This window comes from Azospirillum baldaniorum, from assembly GCF_003119195.2.
GTDB classification, from domain to species: domain Bacteria; phylum Pseudomonadota; class Alphaproteobacteria; order Azospirillales; family Azospirillaceae; genus Azospirillum; species Azospirillum baldaniorum.
Genome location: NZ_CP022260.1, coordinates 865415 through 887272 on the forward strand (window position 1 = coordinate 865415; position 21858 = coordinate 887272).

The 21858-nt window shown below is 68.2% G+C and carries 26 protein-coding genes; 15 read left to right on the forward strand and 11 right to left on the reverse strand.

Translation table 11 applies throughout. The features are described 5' to 3' along the window. Positions 1–62 precede the first annotated feature (62 nt). From Sp245p_RS30380 to Sp245p_RS30405, 6 genes are all read left to right on the forward strand, one after another. Positions 63–1913: a TRAP transporter large permease gene (locus Sp245p_RS30380; RefSeq protein ID WP_109139184.1), complete on the forward strand. Its 1851-nt coding sequence runs from the start codon at positions 63–65 to the stop codon at positions 1911–1913. Positions 1914–1957: 44 nt separating this feature from the next. After that, complete coding sequence (locus tag Sp245p_RS30385) at positions 1958–2497, forward strand: VOC family protein (RefSeq protein ID WP_109139185.1); 540 nt, start codon at positions 1958–1960, stop codon at positions 2495–2497. 8 nt (positions 2498–2505) lie between these two features. Next, positions 2506–3777 (forward strand): ribulose-bisphosphate carboxylase large subunit family protein, encoded by a 1272-nt coding sequence (locus Sp245p_RS30390; protein ID WP_041813379.1) that lies wholly within the window; start codon positions 2506–2508, stop codon positions 3775–3777. Continuing rightward, positions 3774–5081: a four-carbon acid sugar kinase family protein gene (locus Sp245p_RS30395; protein ID WP_014241877.1), complete on the forward strand. Its 1308-nt coding sequence runs from the start codon at positions 3774–3776 to the stop codon at positions 5079–5081. The genes Sp245p_RS30390 and Sp245p_RS30395 overlap by 4 nt, the downstream gene beginning before the upstream one ends. Positions 5082–5273: 192 nt before the next feature. Next, positions 5274–6005, forward strand: coding sequence for a helix-turn-helix domain-containing protein (locus Sp245p_RS30400; protein ID WP_014241879.1), 732 nt, complete (start codon positions 5274–5276; stop codon positions 6003–6005). Between the two features lie 113 nt (positions 6006–6118). After that, positions 6119–6493 carry a response regulator gene (locus Sp245p_RS30405; RefSeq protein ID WP_014241880.1) on the forward strand — a complete coding sequence of 125 codons (375 nt, stop codon included), beginning with the start codon at positions 6119–6121 and terminating at the stop codon, positions 6491–6493. Positions 6494–6502: 9 nt separating this feature from the next. Here the strand turns inward: Sp245p_RS30405 and Sp245p_RS30410 are convergent, their stop codons facing one another. Together Sp245p_RS30410 and Sp245p_RS30415 are read right to left on the reverse strand one after the other, a co-directional pair. Next, positions 6503–6685: a hypothetical protein gene (locus tag Sp245p_RS30410; protein ID WP_109071566.1), complete on the reverse strand. Its 183-nt coding sequence runs from the start codon at positions 6683–6685 to the stop codon at positions 6503–6505. An 86-nt stretch (positions 6686–6771) separates the two neighbouring features. Further along, positions 6772–7056 (reverse strand): HU family DNA-binding protein, encoded by a 285-nt coding sequence (locus Sp245p_RS30415; RefSeq protein WP_014241890.1) that lies wholly within the window; start codon positions 7054–7056, stop codon positions 6772–6774. A gap of 177 nt (positions 7057–7233) precedes the next feature. Here Sp245p_RS30415 and Sp245p_RS30420 point away from each other — a divergent pair, with 177 nt between their 5' ends. From Sp245p_RS30420 to Sp245p_RS30430, 3 genes are read left to right on the forward strand one after another with little or no spacing between them, the layout of a single operon-like run. Beyond that, positions 7234–7782, forward strand: a complete 549-nt coding sequence (locus Sp245p_RS30420; RefSeq protein ID WP_040137136.1) for a sigma-70 family RNA polymerase sigma factor — start codon at positions 7234–7236, stop codon at positions 7780–7782. 2 nt (positions 7783–7784) lie between these two features. After that, positions 7785–8672 carry an anti-sigma factor family protein gene (locus tag Sp245p_RS30425; protein WP_103039431.1) on the forward strand — a complete coding sequence of 296 codons (888 nt, stop codon included), beginning with the start codon at positions 7785–7787 and terminating at the stop codon, positions 8670–8672. 60 nt (positions 8673–8732) lie between these two features. Further along, complete coding sequence (locus Sp245p_RS30430) at positions 8733–9455, forward strand: Bax inhibitor-1/YccA family protein (protein ID WP_109139186.1); 723 nt, start codon at positions 8733–8735, stop codon at positions 9453–9455. Between the two features lie 70 nt (positions 9456–9525). Here the strand turns inward: Sp245p_RS30430 and Sp245p_RS30435 are convergent, their stop codons facing one another. Both Sp245p_RS30435 and oxlT read right to left on the reverse strand, forming a co-directional pair. After that, the gene (locus tag Sp245p_RS30435; RefSeq protein WP_014241881.1) at positions 9526–10008 is read right to left on the reverse strand and encodes a hypothetical protein; all 483 of its coding nucleotides are present in this window, start codon (positions 10006–10008) and stop codon (positions 9526–9528) included. A gap of 139 nt (positions 10009–10147) precedes the next feature. Continuing rightward, positions 10148–11476 carry an oxalate/formate MFS antiporter gene (gene oxlT / locus Sp245p_RS30440; protein WP_014241882.1) on the reverse strand — a complete coding sequence of 443 codons (1329 nt, stop codon included), beginning with the start codon at positions 11474–11476 and terminating at the stop codon, positions 10148–10150. A gap of 774 nt (positions 11477–12250) precedes the next feature. Here oxlT and napE point away from each other — a divergent pair. From napE to Sp245p_RS30470, 6 genes are read left to right on the forward strand one after another with little or no spacing between them, the layout of a single operon-like run. After that, positions 12251–12484, forward strand: coding sequence for a periplasmic nitrate reductase, NapE protein (gene napE / locus Sp245p_RS30445; protein WP_082188264.1), 234 nt, complete (start codon positions 12251–12253; stop codon positions 12482–12484). Positions 12485–12497: 13 nt separating this feature from the next. Beyond that, on the forward strand, positions 12498–13010 hold the full coding sequence (napF, locus tag Sp245p_RS30450) for a ferredoxin-type protein NapF (RefSeq protein ID WP_041813118.1): 513 nt from the start codon (positions 12498–12500) through the stop codon (positions 13008–13010). Further along, complete coding sequence (locus tag Sp245p_RS30455) at positions 13000–13314, forward strand: chaperone NapD (RefSeq protein ID WP_014241886.1); 315 nt, start codon at positions 13000–13002, stop codon at positions 13312–13314. Before napF ends, Sp245p_RS30455 begins: the two co-directional genes overlap by 11 nt. 45 nt (positions 13315–13359) lie before the next feature. Then, positions 13360–15852: a periplasmic nitrate reductase subunit alpha gene (gene napA, locus Sp245p_RS30460; RefSeq protein WP_109139187.1), complete on the forward strand. Its 2493-nt coding sequence runs from the start codon at positions 13360–13362 to the stop codon at positions 15850–15852. 15 nt (positions 15853–15867) lie between these two features. Continuing rightward, the gene (locus Sp245p_RS30465) at positions 15868–16350 is read left to right on the forward strand and encodes a nitrate reductase cytochrome c-type subunit (protein WP_014241888.1); all 483 of its coding nucleotides are present in this window, start codon (positions 15868–15870) and stop codon (positions 16348–16350) included. Then, the gene (locus tag Sp245p_RS30470) at positions 16347–17033 is read left to right on the forward strand and encodes a cytochrome c3 family protein (protein ID WP_014241889.1); all 687 of its coding nucleotides are present in this window, start codon (positions 16347–16349) and stop codon (positions 17031–17033) included. Before Sp245p_RS30465 ends, Sp245p_RS30470 begins: the two co-directional genes overlap by 4 nt. A gap of 94 nt (positions 17034–17127) precedes the next feature. On the opposite strand, the gene Sp245p_RS30475 is transcribed toward Sp245p_RS30470, so the two are convergent. The 7 genes from Sp245p_RS30475 to cyoC form a co-directional block, all read right to left on the reverse strand. Then, entirely contained in the window at positions 17128–17412 is a 285-nt protein-coding gene (locus tag Sp245p_RS30475) for an HU family DNA-binding protein (protein WP_014241890.1), read from the reverse strand. 205 nt (positions 17413–17617) lie between these two features. Beyond that, positions 17618–17971: a hypothetical protein gene (locus Sp245p_RS30480; RefSeq protein WP_014241891.1), complete on the reverse strand. Its 354-nt coding sequence runs from the start codon at positions 17969–17971 to the stop codon at positions 17618–17620. Positions 17972–18097: 126 nt separating this feature from the next. Then, a complete protein-coding gene (locus Sp245p_RS30485) occupies positions 18098–18631 on the reverse strand; it encodes a response regulator transcription factor (protein WP_014241892.1) in 534 nt (177 codons plus the stop codon). Further along, the gene (locus Sp245p_RS30490) at positions 18621–19895 is read right to left on the reverse strand and encodes an ATP-binding protein (protein WP_014241893.1); all 1275 of its coding nucleotides are present in this window, start codon (positions 19893–19895) and stop codon (positions 18621–18623) included. Before Sp245p_RS30490 ends, Sp245p_RS30485 begins: the two co-directional genes overlap by 11 nt. A gap of 184 nt (positions 19896–20079) precedes the next feature. Continuing rightward, positions 20080–20814 (reverse strand): SURF1 family protein, encoded by a 735-nt coding sequence (locus Sp245p_RS30495; RefSeq protein ID WP_014241894.1) that lies wholly within the window; start codon positions 20812–20814, stop codon positions 20080–20082. Beyond that, positions 20811–21221 carry a cytochrome o ubiquinol oxidase subunit IV gene (cyoD, locus tag Sp245p_RS30500; RefSeq protein WP_014241895.1) on the reverse strand — a complete coding sequence of 137 codons (411 nt, stop codon included), beginning with the start codon at positions 21219–21221 and terminating at the stop codon, positions 20811–20813. The genes Sp245p_RS30495 and cyoD overlap by 4 nt, the downstream gene beginning before the upstream one ends. Beyond that, positions 21218–21856: a cytochrome o ubiquinol oxidase subunit III gene (gene cyoC / locus Sp245p_RS30505; protein ID WP_014241896.1), complete on the reverse strand. Its 639-nt coding sequence runs from the start codon at positions 21854–21856 to the stop codon at positions 21218–21220. The genes cyoD and cyoC overlap by 4 nt, the downstream gene beginning before the upstream one ends. Positions 21857–21858: the final 2 nt, after the last annotated feature.

Sequence of the window (21858 nt, forward strand, 5' to 3'; positions counted from 1 at the left end):
ACACGGGAAGGGAGGGTGCGGCTTTGTCTCACCACGCGACGGCGCTAGACGAGGGCGGCGCCATGCCAGGGGCCGCGTCCGGCGGTTCTTGGACCGATCGGCTCGACCGCGGCCTCGCCGCGACGGTGGAGGGTGTCGCCGCCCTCATCGTTCTGGCCGAGATCGCCATCCTGCTGGCCGGGGTGACGGCGCGCTACGTCTTCCACGCGCCGCTGGTGTGGTCGGACGAGCTGGCCTCCATCCTCTTCCTGTGGCTGTCCATGCTGGGCGCCGTGGTGGCGCTGCGCCGCGGCGAGCACATGCGGATGACCGGTCTGGTCAGCCGCGTCGGCCCGACGCCGCGCGCCCTGCTGGAGACGCTGGCGATCACGGCGCCCATCGCCTTCCTGGCGATGATCCTGCACCCCGCCCTGGACTACGCCATGGAGGAGCAGTTCATCGTCACCCCGGCGCTGGAGATCAGCAACGCCTGGCGCGCGGCGGCCCTGCCGACCGGGCTGGGGCTGATGGCCGTGGTGGCGCTGATCCGGCTGATGCGGATGCGCAACCTCCGGATCACGCTCGCGGCGGTCGCGCTGACCGCGGCGGTGACCGTGGCCTTCTGGCTGGCCGGGCCGGTGCTGAAGCCGCTGGGGCAGGCCAACCTCGTCATCTTCTTCGTCGGCGTGGTCGCCGCCTGCGTGTTCGGCGGCGTTCCCATCGCCTTCTCCTTCGCGCTGGCCACCTTCGGCTATCTGGCGCTGACCACCTCGACCCCGCTGCTCGTCATGGTCGGGCGGCTGGACGAGGGCATGTCGCACCTGATCCTGCTGGCGGTGCCGCTGTTCGTCTTCCTCGGCCTGCTGATCGAGATGACCGGCATGGCCCGCGCCATGATCCAATTCCTCGCCAGCCTGCTCGGCCATGTGCGCGGCGGCCTGTCCTACGTGCTGATCGGGGCGATGTATCTGGTGTCGGGCATCTCCGGCTCGAAGATCGCCGACATGGCGGCCATCGCGCCGGTGCTGTTCCCGGAGATGAAGAAGCGCGGCGCCCCTCCCGGCGACCTCGTGGCCCTGCTGTCGGCGACCGGCGCGCAGACCGAGACCATCCCGCCCTCCATCGTCCTCATCACCATCGGCTCGGTCACCGGCGTGTCCATCGCGGCCCTGTTCGCGGGCGGTCTGCTGCCGGCGGTGGTGCTGGGCGCGGCGCTCTGCGCCGTCGTCTGGTGGCGCTACCGCCATGAGGACCTGAGCCACATCCGCCGCCCGCCGGCGTCGGAGATCGCCCGGCTGGCCGTGGCCGCCCTGCCGGCCATCCTGCTGCCCTTCGTCATCCGCGCCGCGGTGGTGGAAGGGGTGGCGACGGCGACCGAGGTGTCGACCATCGGCATCGCCTACTCGACCCTCATGGGCCTGCTGGTCTACCGCCAGTTCGACTGGGCGCGGCTGAAGCCGATGCTGATCGAGACGGCGTCGCTGACCGGGGCGATCATCTTCATCGTCGGCTGCGCCACCGCCATGGCCTGGGGCCTGACGCAGTCCGGCTTCTCCCGCGCTCTCGCCCTGTGGATGGCCGACATCCCCGGCGGCGGCTACGGCTTCCTCGCCATCTCCATCGTCGCCTTCATCATCCTGGGCAGCGTTCTGGAGGGCATTCCCGCCATCGTCCTGTTCGGCCCGCTGCTGTTCCCCATCGCCCGCGACGCCGGGGTGCACGAGGTGCATTACGCGATGGTCGTGATCTTCGCCATGGGCATCGGCCTGTTCGCCCCGCCCTTCGGCGTCGGCTACTACGGCGCCTGCGCCATCAGCAAGGTCAGCCCGGACGAAGGCCTGAAACACATCTGGGGCTACGTCGCCGCCCTTCTCGTGGGCCTGATCGTGGTCGCCGCCATTCCGTGGATTTCCACCGGCTTCCTTCCCTATTGAAGCCCCGCCGGTCCCCCCATAACGATAAAATCAGGAGTTCCTTCATGAGCCGATTCTTCGGCCAGATCCGGCAGGCTGGCTACGTCGTCGACGACATCGAGGCCGCCATGGACTACTGGAGCCGCACCCTGGGCATCGGCCCGTGGTTCTACAACGAGCGGGTTCCGATCCGGAACTACACCTACCGCGGGGAGCGGTACGAGGTTCACAACTCGGTGGCGCTCGCCAACTCCGGCCCGCTCCAGATGGAGCTGATCCAGACCCGCAACGACGCGCCGTCGATGTACCGCGACTTCCTGAAGGCGGGCCGCACCGGCCTCCAGCACGTCGCCTACTGGACCGAGAATTACGACGCCGACCTGGAGCGACTGACCGGCCAGGGCTTCAAGCCGGTGATGAGCGGCGAAGTCGGCGAGAAGGGCCGCTTCGTCTATTTCGACACCGAATACCACCCCGGTACGGTGATCGAGCTGTCGGAGGTCGCCGGGCCGAAGGGCAAGATGTTCGACCTGATCCGCAACGCCTCCCTCGACTGGGACGGCCGCGATCCGGTCCGGCCCTTCCCCGACCTCAGCCGGCTGTGAGTCCCGCCATGCGCTCCGACCGCTTCGAGGCGACCTATCTGATCGAGACCCCGCTGGATCCCGCCAAGGTGGCGGAGGTCATGGCGGGGGAGCAGTCCTGCGGCACCTTCACCCGCGTCCACGGCGAGACGGACGACCTGCGCGCCCGCGCCCGCGCCGTGGTGGAGCGGGTGGAGGAGTTGGAACCCGCCGCCTCCCCCAGCCTGCCGAACACATGGCTGGAGCGGCAGAAGCGGCCCGGACCGTGGCGGCGCGCCCGCGTCGCCATCAGCTTCCCCACCGGCAACGTCGGCGCCAACCTGCCGACGCTGGCCGCGACGGTGGCCGGCAACCTGTTCGATCTCGGCGAGGTCACCGGCCTGCGGCTCGACTCCGTCCGCCTGCCCGCCGCGTACCGCAAGGGCTTCGACACGCCGCGGCACGGCGTGGCCGGCACGCGGCGGGTGACCGGGGTGGAGCGCGGGGCGCTGGTCGGCTCCATCATCAAGCCGAACCTCGGCCTGTCGGCGGAGGAGACCGGCGAGTTGGTCGGCACGCTCTGCGCCGCCGGGCTGGACTTCATCAAGGACGACGAGATCTGCGCCGATCCGATCCACGCCCCGCTGGCCCAGCGCGTGCCGGCGGTGATGGACCGGGTACGCCGCCACCAGGACCGCACCGGCAAGCACGTCATGGTCGCCTTCAACATCAGCGACGAGACGGACGCCATGCGCCGCCATGCCGATCTGGTGGAGCGCGAGGGCGGAAGCTGCGTGATGGTCAGCCTGAACTGGTGCGGCTTCTCCGCCGTGCAGACGCTGCGCCGCCACAGCGGGCTGGTGCTGCACGGGCACCGCAACGGCTTCGGCGCCCTGTCGCGCCACCCCAGCCTGGGCATCGGCTTCGACGCCTACCAGACGCTGTGGCGGCTCGCCGGGGTGGACCACATGCACGTCCACGGCCTCCAGGGCAAGTTCGCCCAGCCCGACGCGGAGGTCATCGACGGCGCCAAGTCCTGCCTCGCCCCGCTGGCCGAAGGCTGCGACGATACGGTGATGCCGGCCTTCTCCTCCGGCCAGTGGGCGGGAACCGTTCCCGTCACCTGGGACGCGGTGGGGACGGACGACCTGCTGTTCATGTCCGGCGGCGGCATCATGGCCCATCCGGACGGCCCCGCCGCCGGCGTGACGAGCATCCGTCAGGCCTGGGAGGCGGTGCGCGAGGGCGTCACCCTGCCCGACGCCGCCGCGACCCGGCCGGAGTTGAAGCGTGCCCTGGAGTTCTTCGGAGCGGGCAAGTGACGGCGGCGCACCCGCCGCCCCGGCTGGGCTGGTACGGGGACGACTTCACCGGGGCCACCGACACGCTGGCAACGCTGGCGAAGGCCGGGCAGCGGGCGCTGCTGCTTCTGGAGATCCCCGACGCGGACCGGCTGGCCGGGCTCGGCCCGCTGGACGCGCTGGGCATCGCCGGGGCATCGCGCACCATGGACCCGGAGGCCCTGCGGGCGGAGCTGGAGCCGGTGGGGCGCTTCTTCGCCGGGCTCGGCGTTCCGGTGATGCACTACAAGTGCTGCTCGACCTTCGACAGCGCGCCGCAGGTCGGCAGCATCGGGGCGGCGGTGGCGGCCCTGCGGCCTTTCTTCCCCAACCGCTTCCTGCCGGTGGTCGGCGGCCAGCCGAACATCGGGCGCTACTGCCTGTTCAGCACGCTGTTCGCCGCGGCGGGCACCGGCGGGACGGTCCACCGCATCGACCGCCACCCGACCATGAAGGCCCACCCGGTGACGCCGATGACGGAGGCCGACCTGCGCCTCCACCTCGGCGCGCAGGGGCTGGAGGGGATGGGCGCCCTGCACTACCCGGATTACGGGCTGGACGCCGTGGCGCTGGACGAAAAGCTGGATCGGATGGTGGCCGGCGGCGCACCCGCCGTCCTGCTGGACATCGCACAGCCGGCGGATCTGGCGCCCGCCGGGCGGCTGATCTGGGAGCGGGCGCGGCGCTCGCCCCTGCTGGCGGTCGGGCCGAGCGGCGTGGTCCAGGCGCTGGCCACCCAATGGCAGCGCGCCGACACGGTCGGCGACGCGCCGCTGGCCCCGGCGGACGGGCCGGTTTTCGTGCTGGCCGGCAGCCTGTCGCCGGTCACGCGCAAGCAGATCGCCGCGGCCTCCTCCTTCCACCGGATGCCGGCGGACGCGGGCGCCCTATGCCACGACGGCGCCTACCGCGAGCGGCTGCGGAGCGAGATCGCGGGCCTGCTGGGCCAGGGGCGGAACGTGCTGGTGTGGACCGCCCCGGCGGAGGGCGAGGCGCCCGACACCGCCCAGTCCGCCGCCATCGCCGACGCGACCGCGGACTTCGTGGCTTCGGTCGCCCGCGCGGTGCCGCTGCGCCGTATGGGCATCGCCGGGGGCGACACCTCCAGCAAGGCGGTGAAGGCGCTGGGCCTGTGGGGCCTGTCCTACCGGACGGCGCTCAGCCCCGGCGTGACGGTCAGCCTGACCCACAGCGCTCACCCGCCCACCGACGGCGTCGAGCTGATGCTCAAGGGCGGGCAGATGGGATCGGAGGACCTGTTCGAACGGCTGGTCCACGGGGGGTGAGCATCCCCGCTCCCCCTCCGCCCCCATGCGTCCACCGAGGCGTCCGCAATGCCCCCTAGGTAGTCTTACGTACGCAAAGCCCCTTAGGTACAAGACCGAACTGCACAGGGTACCCCGCAGCGCATAACTTCGGCTCATCGAGCGGTTGCCCCACGGGGACGGGCCGCTTCCACGAACGCCGAGGGGCCCGACATGCACGCTCACACCGCCATCGCCGCCCAGCCGACGCGTGTTCCGCACGGCCATCAGGCCGCCGTGATGGCGATGCCGCGTGTCGCCCCCTCCCGTCCCGCCGCCGGCTTCGCCGCCAACGACATCGACCCGCTGGCCGCCATCGCCCAGTTCCGGGTGTTCGACCGCGAGCAGTCCATCTTCGCCGAGGGCGAGGCCGCCGACGCCGTCTTCCGGGTGGTGGACGGCATGATCCGCCTCTACAAGCTGCTGCCGGACGGGCGCCGCCAGATCATCGGCTTCCTCCAGGCCGGCGACATGGTCGGTCTGGCCTTCGCCGACCGCTATCTCTATTCCGCCGAGGCGATCACCGCCTCCACCGTCCAGCGCATCCCGCGCTGCCAGCTCGACGCCCTGCTGGACTCCCAGCCCGCCCTGGCCCGCCGGCTGCTGTCGGTCACCACCTCCGAGCTGGTGGCGGCGCAGGACCAGATGCTGCTGCTGGGCCGCAAGTCGGCGCTGGAGAAGCTGGCCAGCTTCCTGCTGGCGCTGAGCCGCCGAGCCGGTGCCGGCCGGGCCATCGCCCTGCCGATGAGCCGCTGCGACATCGCCGACCATCTGGGGCTGACCACGGAGACCGTGTCCCGCGGCTTCACCAAGCTGAAGACCTCGCGCCTGATCCGCATCCTGGATGGCGGCCGGGTCGAGCTGCTGGACGCGGAAGCCCTGGCCGAGCTGGCCGAGTGCGCTTGAACCACGGCGCCTGATCCCCAGCGTTCCAATCCCCCTCCGCGATCACGGGAAATCCATTCGGCCGGCCGCAACGTACCCCTTACTCCCTTTGCGTTGCATTGTCAGGCCGAACCATGGAGTCCGTTCCCCACATCCTCGTCGCCGAGGATGAACGCCTCGAAGCCCTGGCCCTTGCCGACACGCTGGAAGGCCAGGGGCTGCGCGTCACACTGACCCACAACGGCTTGGAAGCCATCACCGCCCTGGAACGCGGCCCGGCGTCGCTGCTGATGACCGACCTGCGCATGCCGGTGATGGATGGCAACGAACTGATTCGCCGGATGCGGGCGCGGCGGCCCGCCCTGCCGGTGATCGTCATGACCGCCGACAGCGGCGCCCTCTGGCACCCGGTGTCCGACCGGCTGCGCGTCCTGCACAAACCCTTCAGCTTCCAGGCGGCGATCGGCGCCGTCCGCGCCATGCTCGACCCCACCCGATCCTTCGGTTAGAGCCGGGGTCTATTCGTCGTCCTTGGGGGCGGCGTTGCGGGGCGGTGGCTCGATCACCGGGCCGACCTTCACGCTGCGGGCGGACAGCGGCACGATGTCGCCGATCGGCATGTAGGAGCCATCGGCCAGTTGCTGCGCCGGCTCCCACCGTCCTTCGACCTTGATCCAGCGGTAAACGCTGTTGTTGCTCATGTCGTCACCAAGAAATTTGGAAAGACGAAAGGGGCGGCGTTGCCGCCGCCCCCTCATCCGATACAAGGATCGTCCTTGCGGAAGGCTTACTCGGCCTTGCCGTTGACGGCGTCCTTGAGGGCCTTGCCGGCGGAGAACTTCGGCGCCTTGGAGGCGGCGATCTTGATCTCCGCACCGGTCTGCGGGTTGCGGCCCGTGCGCTCGCCGCGCTCGGCGATCTCGAACTGGCCGAAGCCCGGCAGCTTGACCGTCTCCCCCTTGACCAGCGCGTCCTGCAGGCTTTCCAGAACCGCGTCCAGCGCCTTGCCGGCGTCGGCCTTGGTGCCGCCCAGCTTGCCGGCGATCGCGTCGATGAGATCGGCCTTCGTCATTCCCTACTCCCCTTGTTCATGGAGGAACCCCAGCATTCTCCAGGGCTCCAGGCGCTTCTGACCTACTCCGCCCTGCGTCCGCGCGCAAGCCAATCCCGTGGCGATTTTTTCCCCCGGAGCGGATTAAGCCACGGCATGATCCGTATGCCGAGTGTGAAGAACCAATCCGGGACGGTGATGAAAGACGAGCTGGGACAGCATCTGGACGTTCTGCGGCGCTACGCCCTGGTCCTGATGCGCGACCCCGATCAGGCCGAGGACCTCGTCCAGGAGGCGCTCGTCAAGGCCATCGAGGGGGCGTCGTCCTTCACGGACGGGCGCGACCTGCGCAAATGGCTGCTCGCCATCGTCCACAACACCTTCGTGGACCGCTGGCGGCGCCAGCAGGCCGAACGCCAGGCGACCGGCGAGCTCAGCTCGATGGCGGAGGAAGGCTCCCCGCCCGCGCAGTTGAGCCACGTCCATCTGGGCCAGACCATCGCGGCCCTGATGACCCTGCCGGTCGAACAGCGGGAGGCCCTGGTGCTCGTGGCGCTCGACGGCATGTCCTACCGGGACGCCGCGGAGTGCCTGGGCATCCCCGTGGGCACCCTGATGTCCCGCCTGGGCCGTGCGCGCGACGCGCTGCGGGCCAAGACGGGCGGCGGGCGCCAGCCGGCGTCAGACCAGTCCGACCGCAACCCATCAGACCGGGTCCAGCGCCCCCCGTTGCGCGTGGTGAAATGACGATGAACGAACCGATCAGCGACATCGACCTGAACGCCTATGTGGACGGCGAACTCGACGCGCAGCGCCGCATCGAGGTCGAAGCCTACCTGGAGGCCAATCCGGACGAGGCCGCCCGCGTCATGCACGACATGCGGGTGCGCGACGAGATCCGCCTGTTCATAGCCGGCCCGGCCGTCGAGAAGGCGGAGCCGGAGATGGCCGCGCCCGAACCGGTTGCTTCCCCGGCTCCCGCCGCGGCCCAGCCGGCGGTCGGCGCCGGCGCGCCGCTGCCGCGTCGCAAGCAGTGGGGCGCGCTGTGGCGCCGCCCGGCGGCGGAGCTGATGAACCGGGCGCGGGCGCGGGCCGCCAACGGCTCGGGCCGCGGGCGGCGGGCCGTCGCGGCGCTCTGCCTCGTCGGGCTCGGCTGGACGGCGCACAGCGCGGTGTCGTCCCTGTCGGTCAACCCCGTCGCCACGGCGCACGCGGCCACCCACTACATCACCATCGCGGCGCAGACCCACCAGCAGGCGCTGCACAGCGGGATCGACTTCAAGCCCTTCGCCGACGCCGCCCAATCCCTGGTCAACCGGCTCGCCCCCGCCAACCCGGAGGTCGCGGTGCCGATCCCGCAGCTCGACATCGGGCAGGCCCCGGACGGGCTGCGCACGGTGGCCTGGGACGGCGGGGTCGCGGTGCAGGCGGCCTACCGCCACGGCGGGTCGCAGCTGATCACGCTGTTCGCCAGCGAGGTCGACCGCTTCGCCGTGACCGAACCCCAGGCGGAGCGGATCGGCAACGTCTCGGTCGCCTATTGGCAGGTCGGGACGACGGTCTACGCGCTGTGCGGCGAACAGCCGGAAAAGGAAATCCTGGCCCATGCCCGCGACGCCCGCATGGCCTGGTTCTGAAGCAGATGCATTGAACGACAAGCATCCGAACGATAAGCATCCGAAGGACATGGTGAGACAATGAGCGGACCCTTCTACGGCAACCAATTCGGCAGCGCGGCGCCGGCCTACGGCGCGGCGTTCGACGAGGGCCTGCGCAAGCACATGCTGCGGGTCTACAACTTCATGATGCTCGGCCTGGGCGTGACGGGGCTCGTGGCGCTGTTCGTGGCGAGTACGCCGGCGCTGTATGTTCCGATCTTCACGACCCCGCTGAAGTGGGTGGTGATGCTGGCGCCGCTGGCCTTCATCATGGTGCTGTCCTTCCGCTTCCACGCGATGTCGGCGACCGCGCTGCAGGGGCTGTTCTGGGCCTTCTGCGCGGTGATGGGCGTGTCGATGGCGTCGATCTTCCTGGTCTTCACCGGGGCCAGCGTGGCGCGGGTGTTCTTCATCACCGCGGCGATGTTCGCGGCGATGAGCCTGTGGGGCTACACCACCAAGGCCGACCTGTCGAAGATGGGCTCGTTCCTCATGATGGGCCTGATCGGCATCGTCATCGCCAGCCTCGTCAACATCTTCGTCGGCTCCAGCGCCCTGCAGTTCGCGATCTCGGTGATCGGCGTGGTCATCTTCACCGGCCTGACCGCCTACGACACCCAGCGCATCAAGGAGGAGTACGCCGAGGGCCACGGGCACGAGGGCAACACCAAGCTCGCCGTCATGGGCGCCCTCTCGCTCTACCTCAACTTCATCAACCTCTTCCAGATGCTCCTCCAGCTCATGGGCAACCGCGAGGAGTAAGGCGCGCTTCCATCCGGCGCACCGCCCGCCAGAAAGGGCCGGCCGCTTCCCGCGGCCGGCCCTTTCTTTTTTACGGCTTGCCCGTTGCCGGCGCGGCGTCCGGCTTGGGCGGATACTCCACCGACACGATGTGCAGGGAGTTGTTCGGGAAGGAGCATGCCGCGTCCGGCGCCACCTGGGACGCCGGATCGAAGGCGTAGGGACGGGGAGAGCGGCCGGCGGTCGTTCCCCCCGTCCCGGCCCCGGCCGCCGCCGCCTGCACGCCCGGCCCGGTCACCCGCGACGTCCAGGGCGCTCCGGTGAAGACTCCCGGCGTCGATTCCTCCGCCCACAGCCACAGCACGCGGGTGCCCACCGGCTGCGGCTGCGTGAAGGAGTGCAGCACCCGTTCGCAGGTCTCCCGGTCCATGTTGTGGATCGCCCGTTCGACCACCGTGTTCTCCGTCCGGGGCGTCCATCGCGACAGCAGCAGCGAGCCGAGGGCCACGCTGACCGCCACCCCGCCCAGCGAGCAGGCGACCACCAGCCTGAAACTGCCGTCGTCCTTTGCCATTCCTTGCCCCCGCCGTCGATTGTCCATGCCCCCTCCACCGACACACCTCACGTTTGTGTTCCGCTCCGCATGGCCGGCCCGGAACGCCGAAAAGGGGACCACGCGTGGTCCCCTTCCGGTCGATCCGCTGAAGCGGAGGTTACGGGCTGGCCGCCGCCGTGACCGGACCCCTGCCCTGCTGGGCGGCGAGTTCGGCGTTTCGGGCGTGGTGCTTGCGCAACATGGGCCGCAGGACCGCGAGGGCGCAGAAGGCCGCGATGAGGTCCATGGTGGCGCAGATGTAGAGCACGGTCGCCCAGGTACCGGTGGCTTCCATCAGCAGGTTGCCCAGCGGGACCAGCAGGGCCGCGACGCCCTTGGCGCAGTACAGCACGCCGTAGATCTTCGCAGCGTGCTTGGTGCCGAAGGTGTCCGCCGAGGTCGCGCTGAACAGGCTGTACACTTCGCCCCAGGCCAGGAACACCATGCCCGACAGGATCAGGAACATGATCGGGTCGTGGCCGAAGCGGCTGAGCATCAGGATGCCGATGCCTTCGAAGGTGAAGGCGATGAACATCGTCGCTTCACGGCCGATGTGGTCGGAGATGAAGCCGAACAGCGGACGGGAGATGCCGTTCATCACGCGGTCGAGCATCAGCGCGAAGGGCAGAGCCGCCATGGTGATGCCGAACAGGCTGATCGGGGCTTCCTTCACGCCCAGATCGTGGGCGATCACGCCGAGCTGGGCCACCGCCATCAGACCGCCCGAGACGGTGCAGATGAACATGACCATCATGACCCAGAAGACCGGCGTCTGCAGCGCTTCCTTCAGCGTGTAGTCGCGGCGGGACTGCAGAACCTTGGTCGAGGCCTTCACCTGATCCTTCTGCGGGGCGCGCAGGAAGAAGGCGGCGATGAGGATGATCGTGCCCTGCAGCAGGCCGAACCAGAAGAAGGCCGCCTGATAGCCGGACGAATGGATCATGTTGGCGATCGGCAGGATGGTCAGGGCCGAGCCGGCGCCGTAGCCGCCCGCGGTCAGGCCGACGGCGAGGCCGCGCTTGTCCGGGAACCACTTGATGGCGCTGTTGACGCAGGTGGCGTAGACGCAGCCGACGCCGATGCCGCCGATGGCCGAACCGACATAGAGCATGCCGAGCGAGCCGGCGTAGCTGTCGATGATCCAGGAGAGGCCGGTCATCACGCCGCCGAAGGCGACGATGACGCGGGGGCCGTAGCGGTCGATGAAGTAGCCTTCGATGGGGGTCAGCCAGGTCTGGACGACGACGAAGACGGTGAAGGCGGTCTGGATCGAAGCGCGGGTCCAGCCATGGGTGGCCTGGATTTCCGGCACGAAGAGCGTCCAGGCGTACTGAATGTTGGCCGCGGCGACCATACAGACGATGCCGACGACGATCTGCATCCAGCGCGCGCCTTCGGAAATGGGCGCCTGCGAGCCGCCAGGCGGTGCAGCGATGGACTGACTCATTACTCTTCCTCCCCAATGCGGTGATCGAACACTCAACTCAGCCGGGCGGGGCCGATGGTTGTTGTCGCATTGCCTTTCTTTGGGGCTTGCGTGCCCTTCGCATCTTGGCAGGAGCACCACCGCCACCGTTGGGAGAGGCTTGGTGTTCCGCATTTCGTACTTGGTATACCACACAATCAGCGGAACACAACATCCGTTTCAGGAATCACAGCACAATTAGTCCTCGCTGTCGCAACTATCGTTGCAGGTATGCCCTACGAAAAATCAGTATCCCCGGGACCGATCTTTCGTACTATGACTTTGAAAAAGCAAAAAAAAGGCCGCGCCAAAGCAGGCGCGGCCTCTGAATGAGTTCGCTTCACTTACGATCACAACAGTGGAGAAGCCGTTACACCAAGAACGGCTGTTCCAATCTTACAGAACTTCAGATCATCAGCAACCTCGTAGTCGATCTAATCTGTATGCCCTGTACGAATCGGAAATAAACAATCCGGAGAGCCAAATCACACCAAGGCCGTCCGACCTCCTTATCCCCTCTTCACTCAGTTTACGATCCCGCGCCCCGCTTAATCCCGGGGCCCCTCAAAAAAATGTTCGCATCGCGAATCATCCGTCCGGGATGCCACGCCGGAACCATGTCCGCGACACGCCGGGGCGGTGCCCATCGCACGCTCGGCCGCATGGAACAGAAGCGACGCTCAACCTGTTGTTGGGGTATCCGACCGTCTCCCCGGCTGTCGGCAACGCCACCGCCCGCCAAAAACGGGAGCCGCCATGAGCCGCCGCCATTCTCCGGACCCTTCACCGGACCCAGCCCGCTTCCCATCGCGCGCCGCCGCCAGCCCGCCCCTGCCCGATCCCGGCGCGAAGCGGCGGGAAATCGCCATGTTCCTTGTTCTGGCGGTGGTGATCTGGCCGATCCTGTCGGTCGCCGTCGTGGGCGGCTACGGCTTCCTGGTCTGGATGTCGCAACTCATCATGGGTCCGCCCGGTCCGCCCCCGGTCTGAGGGGGACGGCGCCATGGCCGGTGAATCGGTCGACTTAGGGAGACGAGGCTTCCTTCGCGGACGGCGGCGCGCCGAGCCGGCGCCGTTGCGCCCGCCCTGGGCCCGGACGGAACGCTTCACCGACCTGTGCACACGCTGCGGCGCCTGCGCCGAGTCCTGCCCCGAGGGGATCATCCGCCGGGGGGACGGCGGTTTTCCCGAGGTCGATTTCCGGCGGGGCGAGTGCAGCTTCTGCGCGGCCTGTGCCGAGCCCTGCCCCGAACCGGTCTTTGATCGTGCCGCCGCCAGCCCTTGGACGCTGGCCGTGCGCATCGGGCCGTCCTGCCTCGCCATAAACCGCGTCGTCTGCCGGAGCTGCCGCGACGCCTGCCCGGAATCGGCCATCCGCTTCGCCCTGGCGCCCGGCGGCGTGGCGGTCCCCGTGGTCGAGGACGACTCCTGCACCGGCTGCGGCGCCTGCCTGGCCGCCTGCCCCGCCGACGCCGTCACGTTGCAACCAGGACCGGAGACCGCCCATGCACCCTGACGCCCGAGACCGGCCGACCGAAGCGCCGGCGGAATGGCACATCGCCTCCATCCTCGTCCATCTGCGGCCCGAGCGAAGCCCCGACGTGCGGGCCGCCGTCGCCGCGCTGGGCGACGTGGAGGTCCATGCGGAGGAACGGGGCCGGATGGTGGTGACCGTGGAAGGCCCCCACGAGGGCCGCATCGCCGACCGCATGACCGCGATCCACCTGATGCCCGGCGTCATGTCGGCGGTCATGGTCTTCCACCACGCCGAGCCGATGGCGGCCCGGACAGCGGAGGAGGTCGCTACGGCGCGGCGTTGACGCGCCAGATTTCACATTCGTCAAGAAAAAGGGGGGAGGAAACCCATGCTTGACCGGCGGGATTTCATCAAGGCGCATGCGGTCGCGGCCGCCGCGACGGCGGGGGGCATCAGCCTGCCCGCCGTGGCCCAGCAATCCATGGTGGCGGGCGAGGACGCCCAGCTCACCTGGTCCAAGGCGCCCTGCCGCTTCTGCGGCACCGGATGCAGCGTCATGGTCGCCACCAAGGACAACCGCGTCGTCGCCACCCACGGCGACATGCAGGCGGAGGTCAACCGCGGCCTGAACTGCGTGAAGGGCTATTTCCTGTCCAAGATCATGTACGGGCAGGACCGGCTGACCCAGCCGCTGCTGCGCATGCGCGACGGCAAGTACCACAAGGACGGGGAGTTCCGCCCGGTGTCCTGGGACGAGGCCTTCGACGAGATGGCCCGCCAATGGAAGCGGGTGCTGAAGGAGAAGGGGCCGGACGCCGTCGGCATGTTCGGGTCAGGCCAATGGACGATCTGGGAGGGCTACGCCGCGTCCAAGCTGATGCGCGCCGGCTTCCGCACCAACAACCTCGACCCCAACGCCCGCCACTGCATGGCGTCGGCCGCCGTGGCCTTCATCCGCACCTTCGGCATGGACGAGCCGATGGGCTGCTACGACGATTTCGAGCACGCCGACGCCTTCGTCCTGTGGGGCTCCAACATGGCGGAGATGCACCCCATCCTGTGGACGCGCATCACTGACCGGCGGCTCGCCCACAACCATGTGAAGGTGGCCGTCCTCTCGACCTTCGAGCATCGCAGCTTCGAACTGGCCGACGTGCCGATGATCTTCGAGCCGGGGACCGATCTGGCCATCCTGAACTACATCGCCAACCACATCATCCAGACCGGACGGGTGAACAAGGAGTTCGTCGAGAAGCATTGCAGCTTCCGCCTGGGGCAGAAGGACATCGGCTATGGGTTGCGACCCGAAAGCGTGCTGGAGGTGCGCGCCGCGAACGCCAAGGACCCGACCGATTCCAAGCCCATGAGCTTCGACGAGTTCGCCACCTTCGTCAGCGAGTACACGCTGGACAAGGTGGCGGAGCTGAGCAAGGTGCCGAAGGAGCGGCTGCTGGCGCTCGCCGAGATGTACGCCGACCCGAAGACCAAGGTCATGTCGCTGTGGACCATGGGCTTCAACCAGCACGTCCGCGGCGTGTGGGTAAACCACATGGTCTACAACATCCACCTGCTGACCGGCAAAATTTCGGAGCCGGGGAACAGCCCCTTCTCGCTGACCGGCCAGCCGTCGGCCTGCGGCACGGCGCGCGAGGTCGGCACCTTCGCCCACCGGCTGCCCGCCGACATGCAGGTGACCAACCCCACCCACCGCTCCCACGTCGAGGAGGGCTGGAAAATCCCCAAGGGCCTGCTGCCCGGCAAGATCGGCTACCACGCCGTCCTGCAGGACCGGATGCTGAAGGACGGGAAGCTCAACGCCTACTGGATCATGGTCAACAACAACCTTCAGGCGGCGCCCAACAGCGACAACGAGACCTATCCCGGCTACCGCAACCCGGAGAATTTCATCGTGGTGTCGGACGCCTACCCGACGGTGACCGCCGCGGCCGCTGACCTGATCCTGCCCGCCGCCATGTGGGTGGAGAAGGAGGGCGCCTACGGCAACGCCGAGCGGCGGACCCATTTCTGGCACCAGCTCGTCAACGCGCCGGGCGAGGCGCGCTCCGACCTCTGGCAGCTTATGGAGTTCTCCAAGCGCTTCACCACCGACGAGGTGTGGCCAAAGGAGATCCTCGACGCCAACCCCGACTTCCGCGGCAAGACCTTGTTCGACGTGCTGTTCCGCAACGGCAACGTCGACCGCTTCCCTGTGTCGGAGTTGGACCCCGCCTACGAGAACCGGGAGTCGAAGGAGTTCGGCTTCTATGTGCAGAAGGGCCTGTTCGAGGAGTACGCCGCCTTCGGACGCGGCCACGGCCACGATCTGGCGCCCTTCGACACCTATCACGAGGTGCGCGGGCTGCGCTGGCCGGTGGTCGAGGGCAAGGAGACGAAGTGGCGCTACCGGGAGGGGCTCGACCCCTACGTCCCGAAGGGCGAGGGGGTGCGCTTCTACGGAAACCCGGACGGCAAGGCCAACCTGTTCGCTTTCCCCTACGAACCCCCGGCGGAATCGCCCGACAAGGACTTCGACCTGTGGCTGGTCACGGGGCGCGTGCTGGAGCACTGGCACTCCGGCTCCATGACCATGCGGGTGCCCGAACTTTACAAGGCCATGCCCATGGCGCTGGTCTACATGCACCCGGACGACGCGAAGGATCGCGGCCTGCGCCGCGGCTCGGAGGTTAAGGTGATGTCGCGGCGCGGCGAGATGCGCACGCGGGTCGAGACGCGCGGGCGCAACCGGCCGCCGCGCGGGGTCGTCTTCGTGCCCTGGTTCGATTCGGCGCGCCTCATCAACAAATGCACGCTTGACGCCACCGACCCGATCAGCAAGCAGACGGACTTCAAGAAGTGCGCCGTCAAGATCGTGGCCGTCTGAGGGAGGACCGCAACCATGCGCCGCCATCTCATGCTCGCGCTGGCCGCGGCTTTGCCCTGCCTTGTGCCGGCACTGCTCGCCGCCCAGGGAACCGGACAGGTCCGGGAGCCCTTCCGTCCGCCGATCCAGTTCACCGACGAGGACCCGGCCCCGCCGATCCCCGCCGACGTCACCGACGACCGGCGGGTCGCCCGCAATTATCCGGAACAGCCGCCGGTCATCCCGCACAACATCCGCGATTATCAGATCAGCCTGAACAACAACCAGTGCCTGACCTGCCACAGCCGCCAGTTCACCGGGGCCACCCAGGCGCCGATGATCAGCATCACCCATTATGTTGACCGCGAGGGCCAGACCCTCGGCGCGGTGGCGCCGCGCCGCTATTTCTGCACGCAGTGCCACGTCCCCCAGACCGTGGCGCAGCCCATCGTCCCGAACACCTTCAAGGACATGGACAGCCTCATCAGCCGCCCGTCGGACGGGGGTGACCGGCGATGAAGCTGCCCGATTTCCTGCTGCGGCCCTGGCGGATCATCGCGGGGCCGAGCCGTTACCTCAGCCTCGGCTTCCTGACGCTGGGCGGCTTCCTGGCCGGCGTCATGTTCTGGGGCGGCTTCAACACCGCCCTGGAGGTCACCAACACCGAGAAATTCTGCACGAGCTGCCACGAGATGCGGGACAACGTGTTCGAGGAGCTGAAGACCACCATCCACTTCACCAACCGCTCCGGCGTGCGGGCGACCTGCCCGGACTGCCACGTCCCGCACAACTGGACCGACAAGATCGCCCGCAAGATGCAGGCGTCGAAGGAGGTCTGGGGCAAGATCTTCGGCACCATCGACACGCGCGACAAGTTCGTGGAGAAGCGGCGCGAGCTGGCCGAGCATGAATGGGCGCGGCTGAAGGCCAACAATTCCCTGGAATGCCGCAACTGCCACAGCGCGGAATCCATGGACATCACCAAGCAGGGGGCGCGGGCGGCGCGCATCCATCAGCAATATCTGTTCAGCGGGCAGCGCACCTGCATCGACTGCCACAAGGGCATCGCCCACCGACTGCCGAACATGGACGGCGTCCCGCCGGGCTGGAGCGAGGCGTCAAACGATACGGGCAGTGAAGCGGACGACCCGCTCGGCCGCTGGCTGGCCGACGCCACACCGGGGCCGGCAAACCCGCATTGAGCGGGTGATGAAACACCCTCTCCCGTCCTGGGAGAGGGTGTCCACGCAGCGGGTCCATCCCTCTCCCGGGGCGGGAGAGGGATGAGCTGTGGCCTTACTCGGCCTTGCCGTTGACGGCGTCCTTGAGGGCCTTGCCGGCGGAGAACTTCGGCGCCTTGGAGGCGGCGATCTTGATCTCCGCACCGGTCTGCGGGTTGCGGCCCGTGCGCTCGCCGCGCTCGGCGATCTCGAACTGGCCGAAGCCCGGCAGCTTGACCGTCTCCCCCTTGACCAGCGCGTCCTGCAGGCTCTCCAGAACCGCATCCAGCGCCTTGCCGGCGTCGGCCTTCGTGCCGCCCAGCTTGCCGGCGATCGCGTCGATGAGATCGGCCTTCGTCATTCCCAAATTCCCCTTGTTCGTGGCGGAACCCCAGCATGTTCCAGGGCTCCAGGCGCCTCTGACGTACCCTGACGGACGGCGGCGCGCAAGATGCTCCCGATCGGAATCGACCGGGCGCGACGCTGTGACCCGCAAAAAGTCGGCGATTCCCGCCGATCCGGCGGATTCGTCTATGCCGAACAGGCGAGTCCTCCCCTGACCGACGTCAGTTGACGAGGGCGGCCTTGACCAGCACGGCGGCGCTTTCCGTGGTGTCGCGCTTGTCCAGCTTCTTGGCGACCTCCTCGATCTCGGCGACCGGCATGACCCGGCGGGCCTGCTTGGCCGCGGTAACGAGGCGGCGCTGCGCGAGACGGACCTGATCGCCCAGCTCGGTCAGCGTCTGGTAAGCCTTGCGGCGGGCCTGGGTGTCGATGCTGCCGCTCGTCTCGGTCGCGCGTTCGGTCGCAGCCGCCAGATCCTTGCACGACTGCAGGTACGTGGAGATGGCGTCCGTCAGAAGACGGCGGGCCTCGGTCCGCGGATCGGAGGGGCTGCTGCTCGACGTGGAAAGAGACACTTCACACTGCTCCTTGCTGCTGCGTATGACACACGACTGTAACAGGCCGTGAAAAATGGGCGGACTGGCCGCCATTGTCCAGCGGCCATGCGCATCCTTTGACCGACTGGACAGGGGAAAGCCGCTTCAGGGCACCTGTTTCTTCTCCAGCTTGCGGGCCAGGGTGCGCCGGTGCATGCCCAGGCGGCGGGCGGTTTCGGAGATGTTGAAGCCGGTTTCCGCCAGGGTTTCGTGGATGCGCTCCCACTCCAGCGTCTTCAGCGAGGTCGCCCGCGCCCCCAGCGCGATGGAGGGATCGCCCTCCGTGCGCTCGAAGGCCGCCTCGATGTCGTCGGTGTTGGACGGCTTGGCGAGGTAATGGCAGGCGCCGAGCTTGATCGCCTCGACCGCCGTGGCGATGCTGGCGAAGCCGGTCAGGACGACGATCCGCGTCTCCGGGTCGTTGTCGTGCAGTTCCCGCACGCATTCCAGGCCGGAGCCGTTGCCCAGCTTCAGGTCCACCACCGCGTAGGCGAAGGGCAGCGTCTCCAGCAGAGCCCGCAGCCCGTCCAGGCTGTCGCACCAGTAGACCTGATAGCCCCGGCGCTCGAAGGAGCGGCGCAGGACCTTGGCGAAGGCGGCGTCGTCCTCCACCAGCACGAGGGAACGGTCAGTCTCCATGGCTCTCTCCCGCGGACAGGGCGGCGAGCGGCAGGGTCATGGTGACGGACGCGCCGCCGCTGGGGCGGTTGCGCGCGGCGACCGAGCCGCCCAGCTTGCGCACCACGTTGACCACCAGGAAGAGGCCCAGCCCGCCGCCGGGCCGCCCTTTGCTCGACCGGTAGGGTTTGCCGAACTCGGCCAGCATCCGCTCCTCGAAGCCGGGGCCGGCGTCGTTGACGGTCAGGACGAGGCTGTCCCCCTGCCGCCCGGCGGCGATGCCGACCCAGCCGGGAGACACCTCCAGCGCGTTGTCCAGCACGTTGAAGATCACCTGCTTCAGCGCGAGGTCGGAGATGATCCCCTCCCGCGAGCGGACGCTGTTGTCGTAATCGACGCAGGCCGGCGACCGGCTGTCCTTCCACTCCGCCACCAGATCGTCCAGGAAGGCGGTCACGGTGGTGCGCAGCGTCCCCTCCCCCCGCGCCTCGCCGGAGGACAGGAGGATGCCCGACACGATGGCCTTGCAGCGATTGATCTGGTTCTGCATCTCGGCGATGTCCTCGGCCATGTCGGGATCGCCCTTGACCACCGGCATCCGCCGCCAGTCGTTCACGATCACCGACAGCGTGGCGAGCGGCGTCCCCAGTTCATGCGCAGCGCCGGAGGCGAGCAGGCCAAGGCGCACGATGTGGTCCTCCTCCATGGAGCGCTGGCGCAGGTCGGCCAGATGGGCGTCGCGGGCGCGCAGGTTGCGGGTGATCTGGGTGATGAAGGGGACGATCAGGCTGGCCGTCAGCACGAAGCACAGGAACATGCCCTGGATGTGCAGCCCCAGCAGAAGCCCCTCCAGCCCCGGCGGCAGGGCCAGCGGGCGGTAGGCGCCGATCAGGAAGGTGAAGCAAGCCGTGGCGACCAGCACCAGCGCCCAGGCCGACCACGCCTCCAGCAGCACCGCTCCCAATGTGATCTGCAGCAGGTAGAGCGAGATGAAGGGGTTGGACGCGCCGCCGCTGAGGTAGAGCTGAACCGTGAGCGCCGACACGTCGATCAGCAGCTCCAGGAAAAGCTGGGTGTTCGACACCGAGGTCTGGCGGCGCAGATGCAGGACGCTGGCGATGTTCAGCGCGACCAGGAACAGGATCACCGCGCCCATTTGATCGAGCGGCAGGGTGATGCCCATCTGGTAGTGCACGATCAGGATCGTCACCACCTGCCCGGCGACGGCGAGCCAGCGCAGTTGCACCAGCAGGAACAGGTTCTTCTTGTCGGTGGTGTCGCGCACGGAAAACGTCTGGCCCTTCGCCGGCTTCCTTCGGTCCCCTGTTATATGGGCACGATACTCCGGCTTGGCAGCCTTGCCACGGACTCCGGGGGATCTTGATAGCACAAAAAAGCCGGGTGGAAGAATCCGCAAAGGGGCCTCATTCCATCCGGCGAAAAACCATGAAGAAAAAGAGATTACTTCTTCAACCCCGGCGGCGGCGTTCACTGCGCGCGACATAGAGCGATGCGGCGATCAGCATGAGCGCCAGGGCGAACCACGTCAGCGCATACACGAGGTGGTTGTTCCTGAACTTCAACACGGTCAACCCGCCGACCGGAGAACCGCCCGGCGGGCTGGCCTCGGCGTCGATGAAATAGGGGGCCGCCTCCGTCAGGCCGCGGGCCGCGGCGATGGCCGCCACGTCGCGCGAGTACCAGCGGTCCTGCGCGGGATCGTTGGAGCGAAGGAAGCCGCCCCCCGGCTCCGTCACCCGCAGCAGACCGGTGACGGTGGTGTCCGTGTCGATCAGCCCGTCAGGGCGGCTGTCGGTGTTGCGCCGCTCGGGCGGCACGAAGCCCCGGTTGACCAGGACGGTGAAACCGCGGTCGGTGCGCAAGGGGGTGAGCACCCAGAAACCGCCGCCCCGCTCGGTCACCGCCTGGACCAGGGTTTCCTTGTCGTTGAGGAAACGCCCGGTGACAGAGACCCTCCGGTACTCCTGGCTCGCCGCCGTGACGGCGGGCCAGTCCTCCGGGCCGGGGGCGGGAACGGGCGCGGCCTGCGCCCGCTCCTCCACCCGCTGGATCAGGTCCAGCTTCCAGAACAGCCGCTCGACCTGCCAGACGCCGAGCGACGCGAAGACGGCGACTCCCGCCAACGCCAGGACGCCGAGAAGGATCAGCCCCCGGCGCGGACGGTGGGCCGCCGTGCCGGTCACGGCAACTGGCTCGGGTCGTGGATCGGCATCATGTTGGTGTTCAGGTGGTACATCACCCACAGCGAACCGGCCAGCATGATGACCACGACGATGATCGTGAAGATCAGCGACAGCATGGTCCACCCGCCTTCCGCACGTCCGTTCATGTGCAGGAAGAAGATCATGTGGACGACGACCTGGACGGCGGCGAGGGCCATGATCGCCATCGCGGTCATGTTCTTGTCCAGGATCGTCCCGTCCATGACCAGCCAGAAGGGAATGACCGTCAGGATCACCGACAGGATGAAGCCGATCAGGTAGCTGCCGAGCGTCCCGTGGGCGCCCTCATGCTCCCCGTGACCATGGTGATCGCCACCATGATGGCCGGCCCCATGATGCCCGGAATGATGTTCGGCGTGAGAACTCATCGCAGCATTCCCATCAGATAGACGAAGGTGAAGACGCCGATCCAGATGACGTCCAGGAAGTGCCAGAACAGGCTGAGGCACATCAGGCGCCGGCGGTTGGCCGGGATCAGGCCGCGCTTGTTGACCTGGACCATCAGCGTCACCAGCCAGACGAGGCCGAAGGTGACGTGCAGGCCGTGGGTGCCGACCAGCGTGAAGAAGGACGACAGGAAGGCGCTGCGCTGCGGGGTCGCCCCGATGTGGATCAGGTGGGCGAACTCGTAGAGTTCGATCGCCAGGAAGGCGGCGCCGAACAGGCCGGTCACCGCCAGCCACAGCTGGGTCTGCGAGACCCGCCCCTTCTCCATCGCCAGCATGGCGAAGCCATAGGTGATGGAGGAGAACAGCAGCATGGCGGTGTTCAGCGCCACCAGCGGCAGGTCGAACAGGTCCTTGGGCGACGGCCCGGCGGCGTAGTTGCCGCCGAGCACGCCGTAGGTCGCGAACAGCACCGCGAAGATGAGGCAGTCGCTCATCAGGTAGATCCAGAAGCCCAGCATGGTGCTGGAGCCTTCGGGGTGCGCGTGCTCCTCCACCACGTGGAAGGCCGGAGCCTGTTGGGTGCGGCTCCGTTCGGCTGTCAGGGTCGTGCTCATGG